Origin of the sequence: Acetobacterium tundrae (assembly GCF_008086615.1) — a bacterium.
GTDB classification, from domain to species: domain Bacteria; phylum Bacillota; class Clostridia; order Eubacteriales; family Eubacteriaceae; genus Acetobacterium; species Acetobacterium tundrae.
This window is the reverse complement of record NZ_RXYB01000017.1, coordinates 42,529-66,802: the sequence shown is the minus strand read 5'-3', so window position 1 is coordinate 66,802 and position 24,274 is coordinate 42,529. Positions and strand designations below refer to the sequence as shown.

The 24,274-nt window shown below is 35.5% G+C and carries 19 protein-coding genes and 1 pseudogene; all 20 read left to right on the top strand.

Going from position 1 to position 24,274, the window contains the following annotated elements; genetic code table 11:
- The first annotated feature begins 9 nt into the window (after window positions 1-9).
- The gene (locus tag FZC40_RS12955; protein WP_148605001.1) at window positions 10-1,041 is read left to right on the top strand and encodes a protein-glutamate methylesterase/protein-glutamine glutaminase; all 1,032 of its coding nucleotides are present in this window, start codon (window positions 10-12) and stop codon (window positions 1,039-1,041) included.
- Between the two features lie 320 nt (window positions 1,042-1,361).
- The gene (locus FZC40_RS12950; RefSeq protein WP_148604999.1) at window positions 1,362-1,679 is read left to right on the top strand and encodes a flagellar biosynthesis anti-sigma factor FlgM; all 318 of its coding nucleotides are present in this window, start codon (window positions 1,362-1,364) and stop codon (window positions 1,677-1,679) included.
- Window positions 1,680-1,706: 27 nt separating this feature from the next.
- Entirely contained in the window at window positions 1,707-2,204 is a 498-nt protein-coding gene (flgN, locus tag FZC40_RS12945; protein ID WP_148604997.1) for a flagellar export chaperone FlgN, read from the top strand.
- A gap of 16 nt (window positions 2,205-2,220) precedes the next feature.
- The gene (gene flgK / locus FZC40_RS12940) at window positions 2,221-3,795 is read left to right on the top strand and encodes a flagellar hook-associated protein FlgK (protein WP_148604995.1); all 1,575 of its coding nucleotides are present in this window, start codon (window positions 2,221-2,223) and stop codon (window positions 3,793-3,795) included.
- A gap of 55 nt (window positions 3,796-3,850) precedes the next feature.
- Window positions 3,851-4,945, top strand: coding sequence for a flagellar hook-associated protein FlgL (gene flgL, locus FZC40_RS12935; protein ID WP_148604992.1), 1,095 nt, complete (start codon window positions 3,851-3,853; stop codon window positions 4,943-4,945).
- A 38-nt stretch (window positions 4,946-4,983) separates the two neighbouring features.
- Window positions 4,984-5,655 (top strand): hypothetical protein, encoded by a 672-nt coding sequence (locus FZC40_RS12930; RefSeq protein WP_148604990.1) that lies wholly within the window; start codon window positions 4,984-4,986, stop codon window positions 5,653-5,655.
- 417 nt (window positions 5,656-6,072) lie between these two features.
- Entirely contained in the window at window positions 6,073-7,938 is a 1,866-nt protein-coding gene (locus FZC40_RS17605; protein ID WP_279233340.1) for a flagellin N-terminal helical domain-containing protein, read from the top strand.
- Window positions 7,939-8,249: 311 nt separating this feature from the next.
- A complete protein-coding gene (locus FZC40_RS12915) occupies window positions 8,250-8,873 on the top strand; it encodes a hypothetical protein (protein ID WP_148604988.1) in 624 nt (207 codons plus the stop codon).
- Window positions 8,863-10,734, top strand: coding sequence for a motility associated factor glycosyltransferase family protein (locus FZC40_RS12910; protein WP_148604986.1), 1,872 nt, complete (start codon window positions 8,863-8,865; stop codon window positions 10,732-10,734). Before FZC40_RS12915 ends, FZC40_RS12910 begins: the two co-directional genes overlap by 11 nt.
- 96 nt (window positions 10,735-10,830) lie before the next feature.
- A complete protein-coding gene (gene neuB / locus FZC40_RS12905; RefSeq protein ID WP_148604983.1) occupies window positions 10,831-11,868 on the top strand; it encodes an N-acetylneuraminate synthase in 1,038 nt (345 codons plus the stop codon).
- A gap of 2 nt (window positions 11,869-11,870) precedes the next feature.
- The gene (gene neuC / locus FZC40_RS12900) at window positions 11,871-13,016 is read left to right on the top strand and encodes a UDP-N-acetylglucosamine 2-epimerase (protein WP_148604981.1); all 1,146 of its coding nucleotides are present in this window, start codon (window positions 11,871-11,873) and stop codon (window positions 13,014-13,016) included.
- Window positions 13,017-13,083: 67 nt separating this feature from the next.
- Window positions 13,084-13,827, top strand: a complete 744-nt coding sequence (locus FZC40_RS12895) for an acylneuraminate cytidylyltransferase family protein (protein ID WP_243135814.1) — start codon at window positions 13,084-13,086, stop codon at window positions 13,825-13,827.
- 183 nt (window positions 13,828-14,010) lie between these two features.
- Window positions 14,011-14,778: a glucose-1-phosphate cytidylyltransferase gene (rfbF, locus tag FZC40_RS12890; RefSeq protein ID WP_148604978.1), complete on the top strand. Its 768-nt coding sequence runs from the start codon at window positions 14,011-14,013 to the stop codon at window positions 14,776-14,778.
- Window positions 14,772-15,836, top strand: coding sequence for a CDP-glucose 4,6-dehydratase (gene rfbG / locus FZC40_RS12885; protein ID WP_148604976.1), 1,065 nt, complete (start codon window positions 14,772-14,774; stop codon window positions 15,834-15,836). The genes rfbF and rfbG overlap by 7 nt, the downstream gene beginning before the upstream one ends.
- Window positions 15,837-16,359: 523 nt before the next feature.
- A complete protein-coding gene (locus tag FZC40_RS12880; protein WP_148604973.1) occupies window positions 16,360-16,719 on the top strand; it encodes a hypothetical protein in 360 nt (119 codons plus the stop codon).
- Between the two features lie 2 nt (window positions 16,720-16,721).
- Window positions 16,722-17,783, top strand: a complete 1,062-nt coding sequence (locus FZC40_RS12875) for a beta/alpha barrel domain-containing protein (RefSeq protein WP_186843728.1) — start codon at window positions 16,722-16,724, stop codon at window positions 17,781-17,783.
- Window positions 17,784-17,788: 5 nt separating this feature from the next.
- Window positions 17,789-19,474 (top strand): thiamine pyrophosphate-binding protein, encoded by a 1,686-nt coding sequence (locus FZC40_RS12870; RefSeq protein WP_148604969.1) that lies wholly within the window; start codon window positions 17,789-17,791, stop codon window positions 19,472-19,474.
- A 10-nt stretch (window positions 19,475-19,484) separates the two neighbouring features.
- A complete protein-coding gene (locus tag FZC40_RS12865; RefSeq protein ID WP_148604967.1) occupies window positions 19,485-20,486 on the top strand; it encodes an NAD-dependent epimerase/dehydratase family protein in 1,002 nt (333 codons plus the stop codon).
- A 322-nt stretch (window positions 20,487-20,808) separates the two neighbouring features.
- A pseudogene (locus FZC40_RS17805) lies at window positions 20,809-22,229 on the top strand (IS5 family transposase).
- A gap of 63 nt (window positions 22,230-22,292) precedes the next feature.
- The gene (locus tag FZC40_RS12855) at window positions 22,293-24,191 is read left to right on the top strand and encodes a glycosyltransferase family 2 protein (RefSeq protein WP_148604965.1); all 1,899 of its coding nucleotides are present in this window, start codon (window positions 22,293-22,295) and stop codon (window positions 24,189-24,191) included.
- The last annotated feature ends 83 nt before the right edge of the window (window positions 24,192-24,274 follow it).

Genomic DNA, 24,274 nt, shown 5'->3' with positions numbered 1-24,274 from the left:
GGATCAGAGATGAGGCTTAAACAAAAAATTAAAGTGTTGATCGTTGATGATTCACTATTATTTCGAGAAACATTATCCAGAGAAATATCAAAAGACCCGGATGTGGAAGTGGTTGGAACTGCAACCGACCCTTATATGGCCAGGGACATGATCATAAAACTAAAACCGGATGTTGTCACCTTAGATGTGGAAATGCCGAAAATGAATGGCATTGAATTTCTAAAAAAACTGATGCCTCAATACCCGTTGCCGGTGATTGTCGTGAGCTCAGTTTCCAAAAATATCCTGGATGCTTTAGATGCCGGGGCCGTAGAATTTGTCACAAAACCTAATTTTAGCCGGGCCGGAGGGATGAATTCTTTTGTTAATGAACTCATTGTCAAAATCAAAATTGCTTCCACCGCGAAGGTCGGCAATCTGAAAAAAGATTATGCCCCAATCAAGGCGATTGCCAATAGTGGTGTCAATACAATGAATATGATCATCGCGATTGGCGCCTCTACCGGAGGTACCGATGCTATTTATGCGGTGGTATCCAGATTGCCCCGGGATATGCCACCGATCGTAATTGTTCAGCATATGCCGCCGGTCTTTACCAAACTATATGCGGATCGGCTTAATAATACGTGTGAACTGGAAGTAAAAGAAGCCGAAGACGGGGATGTTTTAAAACCCGGACGGGTTTTAATTGCCCCCGGGAGTTATCAGATGCGTATAGTAAAAAGGGGAACCGGCTATATTGTAAAATGCACCCAGGAAGAAAAAGTCAGCGGCCACTGTCCTTCAGTGGATGTTCTTTTTAGTTCGGTTGCCGAAGCAGCGGGAAAACAGTCAATTGGAGTCATTCTAACCGGAATGGGAAAAGATGGCGCCGAGGGCTTGTTAAAAATGAAAAAAAAGGGCGCCTATACCATTGGTCAGGATGAAAAGACATCCATTGTTTACGGAATGCCCATGGTTGCCTATAATATTGGCGGGGTAGAAAAACAATTGCCGCTGGAAAAGATTTCCGACGAAATTGTCCGTGTATTATCAAAATAATAATATCCCGCAATCGCTTGCGGGCGGGTAATACCCGCCCCTACGCATCCGGCAAACCCCGTAGGGGCGATTCTCAATCGCCCGCAAACGCAAATACCACACAAACGTTGACGGGCGGGTAATACCTGCCCCTACGCATCTGGCTAACCCCGTAGGGGCGATTATCAATCGCCCGCACGCCCACAAACTTTTTTTATATCTTTTTCTAAAGTTTTTTATTATAATGACGATATGTATAACAGAAGATAAAAATGACTTTATAAATAAAAGAATTAAGAAATTAAAAATAAAGGTTTAAATGAGTAAGAGGAGGTTTAGCCATGAAAATAGGATTAGCAAATAATAACACCACAGTTCAATCAAAGATTGGACAAGAGGCAACAACAGAGTCGACACGTAAAGTTGACGCTCAAGAAAGCAAAAAAAACGTCGCAAAAAGTAAAACCGACAGCACTGAAATTTCAAGCAATCATAATACATCTTTTGAAGACAGTCGTCTTAATGTCGCAAAGTCTTCTATTTTGTATGATGTCACCGTGAAAGAGTCGAATCGATTGAGTGAATTAAAGGAAGCTGTAAATAACGGAACCTACAATGTCTCAGCTGATTCAATTGCAGCAGCAATTTTAAAAAAATAGTAAAACGATTTTTTGAGGAGGCTTAAAATGTCTGAAAATAAAAATTATAAACAAATATTGGATAACTTTTATGACTATCTTTTCGGGGTTATTAAGCTTCATCGAGAAATGATACCTAAACTGAAAGATGAGCTGATGCTGATACAAAGCGGAAGTCTCGATGAATTAAGTATCAACCTGAATCATCAGCAGCTGTTTATTTATCAAACAAAGAATTTCGCTGAGGATGTTGCGGGCTATATGAATGAACTTGATGTGAACGGAAAGAATTTATCTGAAGTCATCAAACAGCTTCCCAGTGATGAACAGATGCGGTTTGATGAACTGCTCAGTCAATTTGAAAAAACCAGCAGGGAGATCCAGTTTTACAAAGAAAAATGTCAAACTCTTCTTGAAATGAAACTTCATCTGGTCAAGAAAAATATCGCTCAATCTAAATTAAAGAGTGATAAAACAACGTATCAGGAAGATGGAACAGAAGTGGGGAGTATCAACTTTCCAAGAGCTTTTGAGAAAAGTATTTAAATAAAGGAGAAATAATATGGCTGGATCATTTGTATCATTTCAAGTGGCTAGTAGAGCACTGGAAGCAAGTCAGGCATCGATTAATGTAACTGGGAACAATATCGCCAACGTCAATACGGATGGGTATACCAGACAACGAGTGGATGTTAATGCCGTCACTTCCAGCGGGATGACGGAGAAATATGCCAACAATGAAGCAAAAACTGGTCTTGGCGCCGAAGCTGTACGAACCACTCAAACACGAGATACCTATATTGATACGCGTTACCGTAACCAAAAATCGGAAACGAGTAGTTATGATACTAAGGTTTCTGGTTTGACGGATTTACAGAGTGTTTTTGATGAAGCGGATACAGAGGCACTTCAAAGCGAATTGTCCAGCTTTACTAAGGATTTGCAGACTTTTTCTACGACACCGACCAGCACGGATATTGCCGGAACCATTCTATCATCTGCTCAAAAGGTAACCCAGTACATTAATATGTATGCCGACCGCGTTGCAGAAGTTAAAACGGAACAAATTCAGAATTTAGATATTGCTGTTAACAGTGATTTCAATACGGATGTTAAAAACATTGCCAGTTTAAATAAGCAAATTAGAGAAGAAGAAATACACGGAAATACACCCAACGATTTGTATGATCAGAGAAATACCCTCATTGATAAACTATCAAGCGTTGCTGCCATTAAAGTCAGCAGTACCCCGGAAAAGATATCGAATGATTTAACCATTTCAAATTTAAGCATCTCCATTATTGATCCGGCAACAAATAAGAGCATCGCAATTGTTGATAATGACAAGTACAGCACGTTAAGTTATAAAGATGATACGGCTACTAATACAATCAGACTTTCAATAACAGATGCCAATGGGGATGAGCAAACGGATGTTAATAATTATTTTTCAAATGGCACGGTTAAAGGCTATTTAGATATTCTTAACGGCAAGGGAAGCTATGCGACAGGTACTGAGAACACGGCTCAGGGAATTCCTTATTATTCAAAGATGATGGATGTTTTTGCAAATAAATTTGCCAGCGTACTGAATAATATTAATGCGAATGTTACGACAACCGCCACTGATGGCACGACAACGGTTGCCCCAGGAACGGCTAAACCTTTGTTTACCAGTTCAGATGGGATATCAACCAATAACATTACCGCAGCAAATATTCAGGTATCATCAGCATGGTTGAAAAAAGCTACCTATATTACCACAACAGCAACTGCTACGAGTACCACGTCTGGAAGTGACGACAATATTCTGCGAATGGTTTCAGCCATGAATGATGACCAGACGACATTTAAAGATGATTCTGGAAACACAACTTTTAAAGGAAGCTACAATAAATATATGACCAGTTTATTGACCGGACTTTCCACAGATGTGAAACTTAACACGAGTTTTCAGACGACCGCTAAAAGTGTATTAGGTACAATTAATACCTCCAGAGAATCAGTTTCAGGGGTTTCTCTTAATGAAGAGGGTGTTAACCTGACTGCTTATCAAAAGGTCTATAATGCGGCTGTCAAATATTTTAATATTTTAGATGAAAATCTGGATAAGATCATTAATACGATGGGAACTTGATTTTACGGTGCCATTTTAGCAAAGCAAAAAATAACTTAGGAAGGAATAAATAAAAATGAGAATTACATATAAAATGACAACCGGAAATTATACTACGAATTTAAATAATTTATCAACAGATTTGGACAAGCTAAACAACCAGGTTGCCTCCGGTCGAAAATTTTCAAGCACTTCCGAGGATGTTTCATCAGCCGTAAAAGCCTATCAGGTCAGAAGAGATTTGACAAAGGTGGAAGGCTATCAAAATAATATCGCTTCTGCTCAGGATTTTATGGACAACTCTGAATCATCCATCAGTGGCATTCAGACTTCGCTTTTAGAAGCAACAGATAAAACACTTCAGGGGATGAACGGCACCCAAAGTGTGAACGAACGTAAAATTATCGCAACACAGCTTCGTACCATGCAAAGCGAATTACTGGATACTCTCAACACCAAGTCATCGGATACATATATTTTTGGTGGGAGCAACACCGAAACAAAACCGTTTAGTCTGGGGACAGATGGTAAACTGGTCTATAATGGTCAAAAAGTAGATGATTTGGCGGATGGAAGTACGGCATTAGCGAATCTGCAGAGTGATTCTCTCTATGTCGATATCGGGCTAGGCGTATCTTTTAAAGAACCTTCTGGTGAAGTCGATAAAAATTCAGTGTTCAACTATTCGACTCCGGGTATTGATCTTGTTGGAAATGGCGTTTCAAAAACAGCGACAACGGATGCGTCTGGAAATGTCCTAAAAGATACCGATGGAAATATCATATATGCTGATGATAAGGTTACGATCGATGGAAAAGCACAAACTATTTCAAATAATGTTTACGACCTGCTCGGGCAAATTGCTAGTGAGTTTGAGTCCCCCAGTTATTCTTTTGACACGTTGAATACGCTCTACGGAAAATTTCAGCAAGCAACTCAGAATCCCAGTCTTTCCATTACCAAAATAGGTGAAAAAACCAATTATTTAAGTTTTATGACGACACGGTATGAAGACCAGAATTATAACTTAGAGAAAAAACAAACGGCTGTAGAAGGGGTCGACGCCGCTTCCACTTATCTTGAATTTTCAACCCAACAGGTAGCATATAAAGCCGCCCTTCAAATGGGAAGCAAGCTCATTCAGCAATCCGTTTTTGATTACATGTCATAATATAAAATTTTATAGGATTAATGCTTGTAGGAGGAGAGATGGAACCTTTAATTACAATAGAAACTGTCCCAATAGAGATAAAATTTGTAAAAAAAGAACCGCTGAAGTTATCAGCGGTTAATTCAACCCAGGTCAGCGTCGCTCAGGAAGACGGAAAAAAAAGCATCACGTCTAATCCGATTCGTATTCCCATCCAGGATTCTTTTAAGCCGAGTTCAGCGTATAATTGGGATCATTCAACGTATACGGCAACGGCGGATTATGGTGAGGATGGAAATTTAAACCTTAATATTCAAATGGAAGATGGCGACGCAAAGGCAATCCGTTTTGAACAATCAACCAGAGACATCAATGCCATCGCCGGCTTGTTACCAACAACGGTGCAAAGCGGGAACGATGAACAAAACAATATGGAAATCAGCTTTAACATGAGTGGGCTTTCCAGTAGCACGTCAACGGCTGATAATACCGGTACCCAGTTTTATCCACCGGATCTGGAGTTGGTCGTCACGCAGCGGCCGGATGTGATTATTAAATATGTTGGCGGACCCATCTATGTTCCGCCGAGTTCCAATCCTGATTACAAACCAATAGAAGGCGTTGGACCGTTATATGTTCCGCTCAGCGCAGCTCCGGATTACAAACCGGTGGCCGGGAGTACCGAAAAGGTTTTAAATGAAGAAGGACAAAAACTTGATCAAAGAGTCTAACTTCACTCAATTGCCATTATGTTTTATTCTGAAAAGTAAAATAAAATTCTTTAAATGCTTGGGAAAACACCAAAACAATTTAGAGAATTTTTTTATTTTTTGAAAAAGAACCCTAAAGTATTTTATGCCCGGGACGATATTAATAACAAGAACGTAAGAGTTAAACGAGTTGGCCGATTTTGCACAGCTTGAAAGTTCAAAATTGTTATCCAGTATCGGAGCAATTGACGGATTGACAAAAAGAAAAAAACAATAGAAAAAAACTTATTTTTTTCTAAAGTATCCGGAAAGATGGTCGATATAAATAGCATGAGCGAAAAAGCTTGAACATTTGGCAGACCTTGCGTACGAAGGAAGGCCTAAACAATTCCCCAGGTCGGGGGTCATCGGCCAATAAAAAAATGGAGGAACAAAAAAATGAGAATCAATCATAACATCGCAGCGTTAAACACTTATAACAAATTGGCAGCGAATACAGCCGCAACATCTAAATCGTTGGAAAAATTATCATCTGGTTTGAAAATTAACAAAGCTGGAGATGATGCAGCCGGTTTAGCAATTTCAGAAAAAATGCGTGGACAGATCAGCGGCTTGGATACAGCTTCCAATAATGCTAATGATGGTATTTCTTTAATACAGACAGCTGAAGGTGCTTTAAGCGAAACCCATTCAATTTTACAGAGAATGAGAGAATTAGCTGTTCAGTCTTCAAATGATACCAATACCACATCCGATCGTAAAGAAATTCAAAAGGAAATTTCCCAGTTAACATCGGAAGTAGACCGAATTTCCACCGATACCGAGTTCAATACCCAGAAACTTTTGAACGGCGATAAAGCAACAAAAGTTAATACAAATGGCTATACAGGAATTACTAATACTTCTGATATAAGTGTAGATGCCAGTGTGGCAACAGGTTCTTATACAGCCACTGTTAGTGTTCAAGCTGCAACGGGCTCGGTATCAACTGATTATACGCAAAAAGCTCATGTAATTTCTGGAACAGCGGCAAGTAGTGTTAAAATGGATGCAGGAGCAGTATCTGGTTCACATACAGGTACGGTAGTACGTAAAGATACAGGTGTCGTAGGAAACAGTTTGACAGCTACAAGTGGTAATGTTGATACGATGGCTTCTGGACTTAAATTAGAGGCAGGCACTTATACAATCGTAACTAAAAAGACAGGTGCAGCTGGATCTGGTATAGCTGTCTTTGAATTGCAGGATTCTACAGGGGCTAAAATTGGTAGTGGTGTTGCTAGTGCTAGTGGTGTTGTATCATCAATTAAATTTAAAATTGGTACAACTAGTGGAACATTAACAGCTACTGGTGCGACTACGCTTAGTGGCAAATCATCATTTACGGTTTCAAATGCCTATAAATATTCTGGTGGTAGTGTAACTGCTAATGGTGCAACGGATAGTGCTAATAAAGTTACAGTTAGCTTATCAAGTACAGCAAAAATAGGCAATACATTTAAAATTGGCGTCGATGTTGGTTCAGCGACAAAACCTACTGAGGATATAACTGGTGCTGATTTGGGGGCAGGAACTTATTCATTGACCGTTACGAATTATGATAAAACTGCAAAGACGGCCACACTTGCTCTTCAGGATTCAAAAGGAAATGCGATTAAAGATTCGCAAGGAAAAGCTATTACATATACCGGTACAGTAGCTACAGGCACTAAAATAAATCTTGCAGGAGTAAAACTGTCGGGAGGTGCAATTACAGGTACCAGTTCAACTCAATTTACAATTACAAAAGCAGCGGTTTCGTCAGTTAAATTAACAAATTCTGTAACCAACAGCGCAGTTGATGGCATTTCATTTAAGTTAAATGAAAAAGCTGTAGATAAAGATACATTTAATGTTGATGTTGATTCAAGCAATCAGATGAAATTTCAGATTGGTGCCAATCAGAGTCAGAGTACTTCCTTGTCAGTTGCTGCAATGGGATCCACAGATTTAGGAATCGACAAATTAGATTTAACAACTCAAAGTGGTGCAGATGCTGCAATCACAACGATTGACTCAGCTATTACAAATGTATCTTCAGAACGTGCTAAACTTGGTGCTGTTCAGAATCGTTTGGAACATACCATTAACAACTTAAGTACATCATCAGAAAATGCAACATCGGCTGAATCTCGTATCCGTGACGTTGATATGGCAAAAGAAATGACAGAATTCACTAAGAACAATATTCTTTCTCAAGCTGCCCAGTCAATGCTGGCTCAAGCCAACAAACAACCACAGAATGTTCTTTCATTATTACAATAATTAATTTAAATATTTCTTATTCATTAAAACTTTTCAATCAAAGGCCACCTTCGGGTGGTTTTTTTATGTTTAAGTTTTGAAAATCTTGTATTATTATGTTAGAATGTCTGTATGATACTACGAGAAGAATTTAGTTCTGGTCAAGACAAAATGTCAGGGGATATAAAATTCAATTTGAAAACTAAGACAAAACTAAATAATTGTCAATTTTTGTCGATAATAGTAATAACATTAATTTGATATTGTTAATCATGAGTACATCAACAAAATGTTGATAATAAAGGACTATGTTTAAAGAAAGAAGGTAGAAAATGAATATTTATATACAGGATGAAGTCTTAGAATTTGATAACGACCCAAAGATTACGAAACAAATATTTGATGCAATTAATGAATACCTGAATAAAAGAGAATTGAAATTCTCGCATCTGATCATTGATGGTATTTCAGTTTATGAAAATATCTTTACTTATTTTTCTGATAATATCAACAAAATGGAAAAGGTTGAAGTTGTTCTTCAAACAATCACTGAGTTAGTCAATGAAACGATCATCACAGCGGATAACTATATAAATAATGCAATTCCACTAATAACTGAATTGGCAGAAGAATTCTATCAGCAATTCAATGATAAAACCTGGTTGAAATTAAATGATTTGTTTGAGGGAATTCAATGGCTTATTGAATCACTGACCCAAATTGATTCAATCAAAAATTTAAATGAGATTGTTAATAATTATGAAGTTTGGAATGAATACGTTCAAGAAGTCTCAAAACTCAGTGTTATTATTCCAGAACTTGAAGCTGTCATTATTGGGAAAGACGTTATTTCGATCGGGGATATGCTTTTATATGAAATAACACCTGCTTTTGAAAGTATGTCGGATAAATTAGGATTCCTGTTACCAAAGATGGGGGCTAATCATGTTAGCTGATAATATTGTATTTTTGAAGAAAAATTATCCAACACTATATGAAGCATTAAAAAATGATGAAGATAAGATCAAGAAAAGTTCAATTGTGTTGGAAGATACGAAAAATAATTATAAGACGTTAAAAATGACAAAAGGCGATAAAACTCTTTATTTACACAGTAAATACGACCCAATTCGGGAAGCAGAGTCCATTATCGATAAATTAGAGGAAAGAGAAGAGATTGATACAAATTCTCATGTTATATTTTATGGCCTGGGGTTGGGCTATCATATTGATGCTTTTGTAAGGCGATTTCCAGATACAACCTTTTCACTTTATGAGCCTTCAGAGGAAGTATTTGAAATTTTTTTAAATTATAAAAAATTGAAAGATTTGCCAATAAAAAAAATGATTGCAGTTCAATGCGAAGTTAATACTGAAGCAATGGATGACTTCTTTAATACAGTTTTAATAAATACAGATAAAAAAACGATTATTATGGATTTGCCAATTTATCAAAATGCGTTTGAAGAACAGTACACTCAGTTTTCAAACAGATTTATGGAAGCAATTAAAAGTAAAAGAAGTTTATTGAACACAAACTATTCTTTTCAAAATAGATGGATCCTCAACAGTGTCAATAACTTTGATAAAGTGTTGAATACACCAAATATATTGATGCAGGATAAAAATAATTTTAAAAATAAAACGGCTATTTTAGTTTCTGCAGGACCATCACTAGATTACGAAATTGAAAACTTGCATACTATTAAAGAAAAGGGATTAGCATACATATTTAGTGTTGGATCGGCGATTAATACATTACTCTATAATGATATATTACCAGATGCAATGTGTACCTATGATCCTAAAGAAGAAAATAGAACCGTATTTAAAAAAGTTAATGAGATGAAGATTAATACAATACCGATGTTGTTTGGTAGCAGTGTTGGCTATGAAGTATTAAAAGATTATACAGGTCCACAATATCATATGATTACTTCTCAAGATACTGTGTCCAATTATTTTCTTAAAGAAAAAGATGGTAAAGAAATTGATAAAGTTAATGATGCACCATCTATTGCAGTGGTAACATTGGAATTATTGAGTAAGCTTGAATTCTCAACAATTATTCTTGTCGGTCAAAATCTTGCTTATAAAGACGAAAAAAACTATGCTAAAGGTATAGATTATCATCAAAATGATATCGAGGAAATAAAGGAGCAAAAAATAAAAGATGTTTTGGGCAATGAAATTCTAACAAGTGTTTCTTTTAATGATATGAGAAAGCAGATGGAATTTTACATTAAATCATTAAATATTTCAGTTATTAATACAACCGTTGGTGGTGCACAGATTGAAGGGGCTAAATTCATCCCAATGGATAATGTGATAAATGATATTCTGCAGCATAAAATTGTTCAAGGGGATGAATTTAAAAGTTTGATGCAATCAGATTTATATGACAAAGAATATCTTCAGTCAAAGATAAATTTATTGGACGATGAATTTACAGATTATGTGGGGTTATTATCAAAAATAAAGCAGCATATCTTAAAAGTAAGAGAATTACTCGACATTTCAAATACAAAACAGGCTGGTATCATGTACGAAAGGCTAGACAGTTACATTGTAAAGCTCGAAGCTAATGATTTTTTTAATGTAATCGCTATGCCAATGAACCGTGTACAATATGAAATATTGTCAAATGATGTTCAACGAATCAAAAGGGAGAAAAATGAATTAAAGCGTTTAAAGCGGTTAATTAAACACATAAAGCCAGTTTTTGATCTTTTGTATATTGATAACAATAATAATTTAAACCAAAATATAATGAAAGTACTTTCAAATAATATTAACAATTTTGTGGAAACAAAATAATTTGATTATGGGATAGGATTGCCTTTTGTAATTACTATACAATAAAAGACAATGATTCTTATGTATTAAAAGTTAATAAAATGATGAGGAATTAATATGGCTAATTTGAATATTGCAGGCAGAAAAATAGGAAAAGACTACCGACCATTGGTTATTGCCGAGATTGGTATAAATCATGAGGGAAGTTTAAAAACTGCTTTTGAGATGGTGGATGCAGCACATAGTGCCGGAGCAGAAGTAATTAAGCATCAAACCCATGTTGTTGAAGACGAGATGTGTAAAGAAGCTAAAAAAATTATTCCGGGTAATACTGATGTTTCAATTTACGAAGTAATGGCCAGATGTGCTTTATCAGAAGAAGATGAAATTAAACTGAAGGAGTATGTTGAAAGCAAGGGTATGATTTTTATAAGTACACCATTTTCAAGAGCAGCCGCGGATCGGTTGGAAAGAATGGGAGTAGTCGCATACAAAGTTGGATCGGGTGAAATGAACAACTATCCATTGTTGGATCATATTGCTTCATTCGGTAAGCCAATGATTGTTTCTACCGGTATGAATAATATTGGAAGCGTGAGAAAAGCCGTCGAGATATTGGAAAAAAGAGGAGTTCAATATGCTTTGCTGCATACAACCAACTTATATCCTACCCCACCGGAGTTAGTTAGATTGGGCGCAATGCAGGAACTGGAAAGGGAATTTCCGAATGCAATTATCGGGTTGTCGGATCACACCATTAATAATAATGCTTGTCTTGCGGCAGTTGCATTGGGTGCTTCAGTGTTGGAAAGACATTTTACCGATCGCTCAGATAGACCTGGCCCGGATATTATATGTTCAATGACGCCAGATCAGTTGCACGACTTGATAATTGGATCAGTAGAAATTGCAAAAATGAGAGGCGGTAAAAAAGAAGCTGTTAAAGAGGAACAAGTGTCAATCAATTTCGCTTTTGCAACAGTTGTTTCCATTAAACCGATCCATAAGGGGGATCTATTTACGCAAGAAAATATTTGGGTTAAAAGACCTGGTACAGGTGAAATTAAAGCTGTGCATTATGAAAATCTAATTGGAAAAAGATCAATAAGAGATATTCCTGAGGATGAACAACTTAAATGGAATGATGTGAAATAGGGATGGGGAACAAGAAGAAAAAAGTACTTTTCCTTACCGGCACACGTGCTGACTATGGTAAAATGAAACCGCTGATGAGTGCAATAGAAGAAAATAATAAATTCGAATGTCATGTGTTTGTAACCGGTATGCACACATTAAAAGAGTTTGGTGATACAAAAAATGAAATCATTAAAGATGGGTTTAAAAATATTCAAGTATATATGAACCAGATTATTGAAGAACCGATGGACCTAGTTTTGGCCAATACTATCAATGGTTTTAGTCGTTATATTAGAGAATTGGAGCCAGACATGATTATTTTACACGGTGATAGAGTTGAAGCTCTAGCTGGTGCAATCACCGGTGCACTGAATAATGTATTAGTAGCTCATATCGAAGGTGGAGAATTATCAGGTACGATTGATGAATCGATTAGGCATGCAATATCCAAACTTGCACATGTGCATTTCGTTTCAAACGTTGATTCAAAAAAACGGTTGTTACAACTGGGTGAAAGTGAACAATCGGTTTTTGTTCTTGGTTCTCCTGATATTGATTTAATCATGAAAGAACCCAGTATGGATTTTGAGTTTATAAAAAAAAGGTATGAGATTCCTTTTGATTTATATTCTGTTTTGATGTACCATCCTGTCACTACAGAATTAGAAAATTTAAAACAAAATGTAAAACAGGTTGTCGACGCAATTATCGAAAGTGGCGATAATTGCATCGTGATACATCCGAATAATGATTCTGGTTATAAAGATATACTTGAAGAATACAATCGGTTTAGTGATTTTAAACAAATAAAATGTTTCCCATCAATAAGATTTGAATATTTTCTTCAAATTTTGAAGAATGCCAAATATTTGATTGGAAATTCCAGTGCCGGTATTCATGAGGCACCTGTAATTGGAATTCCAAGTATAAATATTGGTTCAAGACAAAAAAATAGATTTAATCATGAGACAATTATTAACTGTTCAGATTCATCCAAAGATATCTTAAGGTCGATTGAAATAGCCAGAAAAATGAAAAATTTAAATAAGACAAATCATTTTGGAGATGGTAATAGCAGAGAAAATTTCATTAAAATTATGTTAGATGAAAATGTTTGGAAAATATCGAGACAAAAAGTATTTAATGATATAATTTATAATGAATGAATTAACCGAATTATATAACAAGATTTAAAAAAACAATGATGTTAAACTGTTTTGAAAGGAAAGTTATATGTATAAAGGAATGAGATTTTTGGCTATCATACCCGCAAGAGGTGGGTCTAAGAGCATTCCAAAAAAAAACATTAAAGATTTGATTGATAAACCTCTAATTGTATGGTCAATTCAAGCTGCAAAAAAATCTAAATATCTTGATAGAATTATTGTATCGACTGATGATGAAGAAATTAAAAATGTTTCGCTGGATTATGGTGCAGAAGTTCCTTTTTTAAGACCACAGGAGTTGGCAAAAGATGATACGCCAAGTTCAGAAGCAATTTATTATACAATGAAGAAATTAATTGATGATGCGAATGAAAAATTTGAGTATCTTATACTACTTCAGCCCACTTCACCACTAAGAGATGAAAAGCATATCGATAATGCAATTGAAATGCTTTTGGAGAAAAAAGAACAGTTTGATTCTCTTGTTTCGGTAACTGAATTAGAACATCCTGTATACTGGAATAGAGTTATTGGTAGTCGGCAAGAATTAAATAGTTTTCTTGAGTACGATAAAGATAAACTTTTTAGAAGGCAAGATTTTGAAAAAACTTTTCGATTAAATGGTGCAATTTATTTAATAGAAGTAGGAATTTTCATGAAATATAAAAGCTTTGAAACGGATTCAACAATGGCGTTTTTTATGGATAGAATATCATCAACTGATATAGATACAAAAGATGATTTCGAGATAGCTGAGTTTTATCTTAGAAATAAAACTTTAACAAAGAGAATAAACAATAGGGAAATATAATTATTTTTGCCACTGGAAAGGTAAATTATTGGATTTGTATTAGTTTGGATAAGATAATTGTAGATCTGCAAGTTATAAGTTGATTAAATCTTTTAGAAATTTTGCGAGTCTAGTATATCCTTCAAAGTAAGAATAAACAGAAAAATTGAGCTTTTTTAATGTATAGTTAAGGAGAAATAATTCATGAAGGTAGTATTATTAGCAGGTGGTTTGGGTACACGAATATCTGAGGAATCACATTTAATACCAAAACCGATGATTGAGATTGGTGAAAAACCGATTTTATGGCATATTATGAAATATTATTCAAGCTTTGGATATAATGAGTTTATCATTTGTTTAGGTTACAAAGCTTATGTGATTAAAGAGTTTTTTGCTGATTATTTTTTGCATACATCGGATATTACATTTGATTTAGCAAATAATAAAATGATCGTCCATAATAATTATTCAGAACCTTGGAAGGTAACACTTGTTGATACAGGTTTAAATACGATGACTGGTGGTCGTGTGAAGCGAATTCAAGAGTACATTGGAAACGAATCATTTATGTTAACCTATGGTGATGGTTTGAGTGATGTGGATATATCAGCATTAGTTAACTTTCACAAATCACATGGAAAAATTGCTACCATGACAGCAATTCAGCCAGAGGGACGTTTCGGAGTTTTAGATATTGAAAGCAATAGTATTAATTCTTTTAGAGAAAAAAACAAGGAAGACAGTGGATGGATTAATGGGGGCTTTATGGTTTTGAATCCAGAAATATTTGATATTATTGAAGGAGATACCGTTGTTTTTGAAGAGGAACCTTTAGAAACAATGGCTAATCATGGAGAATTAATGGCGTATAAGCATTCTGGCTTTTGGCAATGCATGGATACGCAACGAGATAAACAAAAGTTGGAAGAATTTTGGAATACTGGAAAGGCACCGTGGAAGGTATGGTAGTCGATATTAATTATTATAAAGGCAAAAGGGTCTTTATAACTGGTCATACAGGTTTTAAAGGCTCATGGTTATCAAAAATTCTAATTAATGCAGGTGCTGAGGTAACAGGATATAGCCTTGAACAAAAAAAAGAACTTAATCTATTTACAATTGCAGGAATTGAAAAAGGCATAAATTCGATAGTTGGTGATGTGCGAAATCTGGAATATTTACAAAAAATGATAAATGAAACAAAGCCCGAATTTGTTTTTCATTTGGCAGCACAACCGATTGTGAGCGACTCTTACAAGGAACCCGTATATACTTATGAAACAAATGTTATGGGAACTGTCAATATTCTAGAAGCTATTCGACATTGTGAGAGTGTGAGGTCTTTTTTAAATGTGACGACGGATAAAGTTTATGAAAACAAAGAGTGGTGCTGGGGCTATCGTGAAAATGATCGCCTGAGCGGTTTTGACCCATATTCTAATAGCAAATCATGCAGTGAGCTGGTAACTCAAAGTTACAAGCAATCATTTTTTGGAGATACTAGAGTTGCAATTTCAACAGCAAGAGCAGGTAATGTAATAGGTGGTGGAGATTTTGCTAAGGATCGGATTATTCCTGACTGTGTACGAGCAATCATGCGTGAAGAATCAATTGTCGTACGAAATCCGTACTCCATTCGCCCATACCAACATGTATTGGAACCATTATTTGTTTATTTGTTAATAGCAAAGAAGCAGCAGGATAATGCTAAGTACGCAGGCTGTTATAATGTGGGACCAGATGAACAGGATTGGATAACAACGGGTGAATTGGTTTCATTATTTTGCGAAAATTGGGACAACGGTTTATGTTGGGAAAAGCACTTTAAAGGTGGTCCTCATGAAGCGAATTTTTTAAAATTGGATTGCTCAAAGTTAAAAAATACATTTGGTTGGAAACCACATTGGAATATAAAAACAGCAGTGAAAAAGACGATTGAATGGACAAAGTGCTTTTTAGATAATAATGATGTGGACGAATGTATGGATAGACAAATTGATGAATATTTTTATCTGAATAAAAATTAAAAAAAATATTTTCATATTATAATGGATACTGAACAAACCGAACTCCCCAATAACACTGACTTTAAAGGGGTTTCATGAAATAATAAGTGCAAGAGAAATGTGTGAAAACACTCAAAAACCTTGCACATCGGGTGAATTACATATATAAATTCAGTGGTAATCAGATCAGTTTCAGCGATTTCAAACAACCCAGAGGATGCGGCTCTGCCGTACAAGAATATTCAGTCGATTGTTATTTTGAACCTGCGCAAGGTTCTTTACGCCATTTTAAATTTTTTATGCCAGCATTGAATGGGTTCAGTGTTTATCAAAAATTGGTAATTGTTCAGTAGACATTAATGTAGGTGATCGAATTAGAGAATATGTAAGAAAAAATGATGGATAAGTTTTTTTATGGAACAAAGCGTTTATAACGCGATTTTCCAAGGGCAGATAAAATATTGCCACCAATATACAAATACACACCACTTATACTCTGATGTAATATTTGTCATATGAGAAAATCATTAAATTGAGAAAACCAATGGGTTTTTATACCCAAAGAGAAATCGAAGATGCTGTTAGTAATCATGAAATTGTTCATTTGACAAGCACTTTCCTGATTACGAACCGCGCTTGGTTTGAAGTTACTAATAATCCGGAGAATGAGGAGTTTAAGAGATATCAGTTATTAACCCCATGGAAGAATGAGCCAGCATTTCCGGATAGAAGGAATGCCATAAAGAAAGCGACACAATTCTTTGTGGATTATCTGCCAAAAGCATTTGTTATAGCCTTCGCAGAAATGATATACAACTCTTTTAGAATTTATAACATTAAGAAATTGCAGAAGAAGTATCGTAAAGCAATTTTGCTTTATGACTTTTTAGGACAGGAGCAGTGAATTTGAATAAAAATATACAGATTTTGGATTGCACATTACGAGATGGGGGCCTTGGTCTAGAAGATGCTGAAAAGAATAAGATTGCCTCTATCAGATTTACAGAAAAGGACGCTTGTTCTGTAGCAGAAAATCTTACATTATCAGAAATAGATATTATTGAATTAGGTTCAATTGAGATAACACCTGATGATCGGCGGGGGTTTTGTATATATCAGGATATTCAGAGTATTTCAAAGGTCATGCCTAAAAAGAAAAATGGGAATCAATTATTTGCTGCTTTATACAGGGGGCCGGATACACCGATTGAAGACATACCTGAGTGGAATCCGTCATTATGTGAGGCCGTTCGAGTGATTATAAGATATTCTGAACTCCAGAAATCACTTGATTTTTGTGCAGCACTATCTACAAAAGGATACAAAGTATTTGTGCAACCAATGCTTACGATGAGATATAGTGATGAAGAAATTAAGGACTTAATACAAAAATCCAATAAGATGGGTGCATATGCCCTTTATTTTGTTGATAGTTATGGATATATGCAAGCTTCGGACGTGATGAGATTATTCAAGGTATATGATCAGGGATTAGATAAGAACATCCGAATTGGATTCCATTCACATAACAATATAAATTTGGCTCTGAGCAATGTTCTTTCATTTATTGAAATAAATACAGAAAGAAAAATCATAGTGGATTCATGTTTGCTTGGAATGGGGCAAGGCGCAGGAAATCTGCAGACAGAACTGTTTATCGGGTATTTGAAACAGAATCAAGAAATCAGATATTCTTATTCTAGAGTGCTAGAAGCCTGTGAGATTATAGAAAACTATACTGAACAGGGATCCTGGGGCTATTCTGTAACAAGACTTCTTCCAGCGATATATAAAACTGCCTATAAGTACGGAATTGCGTTGAGATATCATTATCGCTTAAGGTACAGCGAGATGGATGTTGTATTATCAGAAATGCCTGAAGATTTACGTCAGAGATACACTCCTGAAAATACTGTGAACTTATTAGAAAGAACAGGTTTTTTTGAAGAAATAAAGGTAGAAGGATAGAGAATATGAAAGTTGCTGAATACATTGCAAAAAAGCTTATAGATCAACATGTGACCGATGTGTTCGGTATTCCTGGTGGAGTTATTTTGGACTTGATTTATGCTTTTGATAAGTGTCCCGGTATTAATGCTCATTTGAGCTACCATGAACAGGCTGCTGCATTTGAGGCGTGTGGATACGCTCAGGTTAATCATTCACTTGGTGTAGCTTATGCAACACGTGGACCCGGATTTACAAACTTAATCACTGGAATTGCGGATGCATATGCTGACTCCCTCCCAGTATTGTTTATAACAGCACATAGTGGATTGGCTGTTGGCCATGAGCAAAGATTTGAGCAGGAACAGGAAATGGATACTGTTCAGATGGTTAAATACATCACAAAGTTTGCTTCAACGGTTGAATGTATTGATCAAGTTGAGGCAAAGATTGATGAGGCTATTTCAAAGGCTCTAACAGGAAGAAAAGGTCCTGTGCTATTGGATTTTTCTACAAGTCTCTGGAATGAAGATGTTGAAAATGACTGTAGCCAGAGCAAATCAAATGCTAAGCATAATGTAGTGGGAACGCTAGCGTGTGAGAGTATTTGGAAAATAATCGAAAAGGCTCAAAGACCTGTTTTTTTGTTAGGCGATGGTATACGTCAGGCCAACGTGTGCTATAAGTTATCAAACTATATTAATGATATAGGAATACCAGTGCTAACAAGCAGAGGTGCACAGGATACCGGAAGAGCATGCAGGGAATATTACGGTTATATAGGCAGTCATGGAATTCGGTATAGTAATTTCATTTTTGCAAAAGCTGATTTAGTAATTTCGATGGGGAACAGATTAGCCTTCCCTGTTAAGTCAGAAAGCTTTCAGAAAGCTATTCAAAATAAAACAATAATTCGTATCGAATGTGATGAAAATGAATTAAAGAGAGCAATTCCTAATTCTATAGTTTTCAAAGAGGAGCTTAGCAATTTTGTTCAGGGAATCAAAGAACAGAGTATAAAAACAAGTAATTATGAATCATGGCTGAATGTATGCAGAGAACTAAAAAGACATTTGTGTAGAACCGATTGCAATGACATAGTTGACACTGTTTCCGATATCTTTAGGAAAATTTCTGATGAAACTATTGTTGTCGCGGATGTTGGAAATAATGAATTTTGGTTATCGAGGGCATATGAAATTTCGGGAATCAAAAATCGTATTTTGTATTCAAAGTCATTTGGCGCATTGGGGTGCGGAATTGGTAAAGCTATAGGGGCCTATTATAAGACAAAAAAGCCAATTCTCTGCGTGGTAGGGGATCAAGGCTTGCAGTTAAACATACAAGAGTTGCAGTTGATGACTCAAGAGAAGCTGCCAATCACTATATTTGTTGTTAATAATCATTCTTCAGGGATGATAAAAGATAGACAAAAGTCAAGAGAAAAATTTGTTCATACCACTTTAGATAGTGGTTTTATGACACCAAAATTTAACTTAATTGCTCAGGGATATGGGATAGACTATTTACAGCTAACTGATGATGTAACAGATAAAAATAAGATTCTTGAAGCTGTTAAAAAACCTATTATTATTGAAAGATTTTTTGATGAAAGTATTGGTCTTCAACCAAGCCTCCCTAAAGGAAAACAGATGCAGGATATGACACCTGAAATAGACAGGGACTTATTCAAAAAATTGTCAGAGTTATAGGAGAAAGGTAATGAGTGTATATTCAAATAAAACAGTTCTTGTAACGGGAGCTACAGGCCTCATAGGAGGACGTATCGTTGATGTTTTTATGAAAAAGGGAGATGTGAGAGTTGTTGCTTTAAGTCGTTGCGATAAAAAGCTTAGAAAGGGATTTCTTGAATATTTGGAAAACCCCAATTTTGAAATTATTGCGCAGAACATTAGTGAACCATTGACTATCGAGAAACCTATTCATTATATATTCCATGCAGCAGGACCTATGGAAGGGAAAATTATAAAAAACTATCCAATGGATGTTATTAATCCAAATCTCGTGGGGACAATCAAATGTCTAGAGTTTTTAAAGAATCAGGAAAAAAAATCAGGAATTAAGGGTAGAATGATCTTGTTTTCATCCGTAACAGTTTACGGTAATAATACAGATCAAGATATAACAGTTGGTGAATGTGATACGAGAGTAACGGAAACACTTGATGCTATTAGTGCTCCATATTCTCAGTCAAAGAGAATGTCAGAAGTAATCACACTTGCATACATTAGACAGTATGGGATAGATGCGGTAATAAGTAGATTTTCCACTGTATATGGAAGTACTAGATTTATTCCTGATACAGCATTTTTTGAGTTTATCAAGAAAGGAATTGCGGGTGAAGATATAATCATGAATATGTCCGGCTTACCAAGAAGAGATAATATTTATGTGGATGATGCTGTGGAAGGGGTTTTGTTGGTAGGAAGCGATGGTGCAGTAGGAGAGGCTTACAATATTTCCTCTAATGGAGATTTAGATAATTATGCGTCTGTGGATGAAATTGCGAAGGTGGTTGCGGATGTAGCCAATAATAAGTATGAGGGAAATTCGGTAAAAGTGCTATTCAAGACAGAAAACACAGAGGAAAAAAAACCAGGTCTAAAGTTGAGTAATGAAAAATTAAAGAAACTTGGTTGGAATACGACAATTAGCTTGAGTGCGGGGATAAAGAAAACAATGGAAGATGTTGCCTACAGATAATACACACATATTGTTGTTTTTTCACCATAAAATCAAGGCATATCGAGCTAAATGATGGACAATAATAACAAAATTGCGTTTGTAATTTGTTGGTTCGGCAAATTGCCTATTTATTTTCAATTATGGGCAAAGACGTGCGTATATAATTGAAAATTTGATTTTTGGATATTGACAGACGATTCTATGCCGTCAAATCTTCCGAATAATGTTTGCTGAACAAATCGCCCCCCAATAACACTGACTTCAAAGGGGTTTCATGCTATAATAAGTGCAAGAGAAATGTGCGAAAATACTCAAAAAACCTTGCACATGGGTGATTTAAATGTATAAATTCAGCGATAATCAGATCAGTTTCAGCGATTTCATACAACCCATTGGGATGAAAATGAATGCCACCAATCGATGGGTAAAAAAAGCCGAGTCGATTCCCTGGAAAGCCATTGAAAAAAAGTATGCCAAACTGTTTTTAAATAAAAAAGGAAATGTGACCAAATCGTTGAGACTTGCTTTGGGCGCCTGCATCATTCAAGCAGAGTATGGGTATTCCGATGTGGAAACGGTCCTACAGATTCAGGAAGGTCCGTATCTGCAGTTCTTTTGCGGATTCCGTGAATACCGGGATGAACCGCCATTTGATCCATCACTGATGGTTTACTTCCGAAAACGACTGATCCCTGAGATTCTGGGAGAGATCAACGAACTGATTATTCAAAAGGCGGAAGCAGAAACGGTGAAAGACGATTCTGATGATCCGGATGATTCATAGTCAAATGAAACACCACAAAACAGTGGAACGCTGATCGTTGATGCAACCTGTGCCCCATCGCATATCCGATATCCCCAGGACACTGAACTCCTGAATGAAGACAGAAAAAATGCTGAAGCAATGATTACTGAAATGCATGATCCTGCTGATGGCAGAAAACCCCGTACCTATGCCGGCCGGGCACATAAAGATCATTTGAATCTGGTCCGTAAAAAGAAAAATACAGCCAAAACAATCCGCAAAGCAATTGGGAAACAACTGCGTTATCTGCGCAGAGACCTGGCGATTATCGACACCATGTTGAGTCATAAAAAACACTATCCAGAAAATGGCAGGTTCGGCTGGAAACCATCCGCTGTCTTTATGAACAGCAAAAATACATGTACGACAATCATACCCATCAGGTTGAAAATCGGATTGTCAGTCTGTCTTAACCGCATCTGAGTCACATTGTCAGAGGGAAAACCAAAGCGCCGGTGGAGTTCGGCGCAAAACTGGACATCAGCGCGGTGGACGGGTATACCCGTCTTGAAAAAGTATCCTTTGATGCATATAACGAAGCAAGCTATCTTATCGAAGTCATTGAGCGTTACAAAGCTCGGGTCGGTGTTTATCCGTCACGGATCCTGGCCGATAAGATTTACAGAAACCGGGGTAACCTCAAGTTCTGCAGAGAAAAAGGGATCCGATTGTCAGGTCCGGTGCTAGGTCGCCCACCTAAAACCGCAGTGATTGATAAAAGACAGGACTACGTGGATATTTGCGAACGTGTCGAAGTCGAACGAAAATTCAGTCTTGCCAAACTCAAATGTGGCCTGGGTCTGATCCGGACACGTTTGCCTGATACAGACCTTTGTGCCATTGCTCTGTCGATTGTTGTTCTGAACCTGCGCAAGGTTCTTTACGCACAGTTTCAGTTTTTTATGCCGGAATTGAATGGGTTCTGTGTTTATCAAAAATTGGTAATTATTCAGTAGGCATTATTTACTAGTTTATAACGATGAAAGATTATTAAATTTGAGGATGAAAGTAGTGCTACAATGAGATTAACTAATCAACAATTAAATAAAAAGTTAAATGAAATCAAAGTTTTAGTTGAAAATGAGGAGCTAGAAGACGCATGCAAAGAATATAAACGGATAGAAAGTTATATTGATAATATTAGTGAAGCAATATCAGGAGAAAATCAATTCGATCGAGAGGAAGTTGCTGAATTTTATGCTTCTTATGCCTATTTTTTATTTGCCTTATCAGAATATGAACAGTTCTTTGAAATGTATATTAAGGCACAAAATTATGGATACTCATGTGAAAAAAGAATAAATTTTATTTTTGAAGCATTTGTTCAACCTAATTTGTGTGATTTTATGTCTAACTATGAAATAAACAGAAAAAATATGTTTGTTAACGGGTGTTTAAACGAATCTTTGGAGTTTAGTGAATTACCCTACTGGTTACTTACAAGCGGAAATGAAAATGAGTATTATTTATTCGAAAAGGAATCGAATTTGATAAAAGAAAAATTCGAATGGAATCTTTCAGAATTCTCTTGCAATGAAGAAATTACTTTAGATTCAAGTGCGTGCGACCAATTAATTATAGGGTGCGACTCTTGGTCAGAATTTCAAGGATATTTAAAAAATTCAAGCATGAAGGGAAAAAAAACATATTATGTTGAAGCAAACATAAAAGAATTATTAACCTGTCTTCAAGGAGGTATTATTAGCGAACTATATTTATCAAAATTTATATTATTTGAAAATAATGAGGACTTGAAAAAATATTTCATAAATCATAGTGATTATTTACCAAGAAAAATTATTGGGATAGATGAAGAAAAAGCAAAATATAAAATAAATATTGAAAAAATCCATCAATTGAGGTTGAAAAAAGAGAATAGAGGTGGTGATAATATACTGTTAAGTATCGGTATACCTAGTTTCAATAGAGGAAAAAGGGCGTATAATAATGTAATCCACACCTTGTTATCAAATTTTGATGAGGAAATTGAAGTGGTTATTTCAAATAATGGGACACAAAATGAGACTAAAGATTTATATGAAAAAATTAGCTTAATTGAAGATGCTAGGGTTACATATTTTGAATTTGATAAAAATCAAGGTGTTGCATTAAATATTTGCAAGGTGATTGATTTAGCTCATGGAAAGTATGTGTTGATGATTAGTGACGAAGATTTAGTTGACTTGAATAAGCTTAAAGAAATTGTGAACATGTTGAATCGGATCAAAGATAATAATATTGCAGAAATTAGAACTAAAACTGATGGAATGGGAATAGTACCATTTATTGGTATAGCTAAGCCAGGAATGGACGCTTTAAACAAATTTATGCTTACTTCAAACTATATGACGGGTATAATTTATAAAAAAGAGATAATAGAAAAATATGATTTGCTAGATTATATTAGATTGCATTTGAATAATGAAACCTGCTTTTATTATCCTCATGTAGTGATGGAATTGATACTTTGTCAATACGGATCCATTTTAGGTTTAGACATGGTTTTAGTCAATGAAGGTAGACCGGAAAAAACAGAAGTTGAATATGCTGAAATTGGAGAAAAGTTGAATAAAACTATTCCATATTATGCAACTTTAGAGGGAAGAATTAAACAACATAAGGGTTTTTTTGATATCATTAGAGAAATGGAAATAAGTAAAAATAATTTTGATGCTTTTAGACAATTGTATCTAACGTTATGTAGAAAAACTATTTATTTAGTTAATCTATCAATATGTGTAAACTATAGAGAAACAGATATTAATACTGATAAACTATTAAAATCAGCGTATGATGCAGTAATGAAGTATTTTGATGAGATATATTATGGCAAAAAAAATAGTAATAAATATAAATTTGTAGAGGATACTGCAGAAATAAAAAAATATTACTCTTATTTTATAAATCAAAGCAGATAATCAAAAAAATAAATTTACTGATTATGATTTAGATAGTTATAGATGAAAGTTAGTTTAGGTGATAATTTACTAGCTAGAATTTT

Bases quoted from the DNA above. Each gene is read 5' to 3' on its own strand.
- neuB (WP_148604983.1), top strand. From the start codon at position 10,831: ATGGCTAATTTGAATATTGCAGGCAGAAAAATAGGAAAAGACTACCGA.
- flgL (WP_148604992.1), top strand. From the start codon at position 3,851: ATGAGAATTACATATAAAATGACAACCGGAAATTATACTACGAATTTA.
- FZC40_RS12930 (WP_148604990.1), top strand. From the start codon at position 4,984: ATGGAACCTTTAATTACAATAGAAACTGTCCCAATAGAGATAAAATTT.
- FZC40_RS12915 (WP_148604988.1), top strand. From the start codon at position 8,250: ATGAATATTTATATACAGGATGAAGTCTTAGAATTTGATAACGACCCA.
- neuC (WP_148604981.1), top strand. From the start codon at position 11,871: ATGGGGAACAAGAAGAAAAAAGTACTTTTCCTTACCGGCACACGTGCT.
- rfbG (WP_148604976.1), top strand. From the start codon at position 14,772: ATGGTAGTCGATATTAATTATTATAAAGGCAAAAGGGTCTTTATAACT.
- FZC40_RS12895 (WP_243135814.1), top strand. From the start codon at position 13,084: ATGTATAAAGGAATGAGATTTTTGGCTATCATACCCGCAAGAGGTGGG.
- FZC40_RS12865 (WP_148604967.1), top strand. From the start codon at position 19,485: ATGAGTGTATATTCAAATAAAACAGTTCTTGTAACGGGAGCTACAGGC.
- FZC40_RS17605 (WP_279233340.1), top strand. From the start codon at position 6,073: ATGAGAATCAATCATAACATCGCAGCGTTAAACACTTATAACAAATTG.
- FZC40_RS12910 (WP_148604986.1), top strand. From the start codon at position 8,863: ATGTTAGCTGATAATATTGTATTTTTGAAGAAAAATTATCCAACACTA.
- flgN (WP_148604997.1), top strand. From the start codon at position 1,707: ATGTCTGAAAATAAAAATTATAAACAAATATTGGATAACTTTTATGAC.
- FZC40_RS12880 (WP_148604973.1), top strand. From the start codon at position 16,360: ATGGGTTTTTATACCCAAAGAGAAATCGAAGATGCTGTTAGTAATCAT.
- flgK (WP_148604995.1), top strand. From the start codon at position 2,221: ATGGCTGGATCATTTGTATCATTTCAAGTGGCTAGTAGAGCACTGGAA.
- rfbF (WP_148604978.1), top strand. From the start codon at position 14,011: ATGAAGGTAGTATTATTAGCAGGTGGTTTGGGTACACGAATATCTGAG.
- FZC40_RS12870 (WP_148604969.1), top strand. From the start codon at position 17,789: ATGAAAGTTGCTGAATACATTGCAAAAAAGCTTATAGATCAACATGTG.
- FZC40_RS12855 (WP_148604965.1), top strand. From the start codon at position 22,293: ATGAGATTAACTAATCAACAATTAAATAAAAAGTTAAATGAAATCAAA.
- FZC40_RS12955 (WP_148605001.1), top strand. From the start codon at position 10: ATGAGGCTTAAACAAAAAATTAAAGTGTTGATCGTTGATGATTCACTA.
- FZC40_RS12950 (WP_148604999.1), top strand. From the start codon at position 1,362: ATGAAAATAGGATTAGCAAATAATAACACCACAGTTCAATCAAAGATT.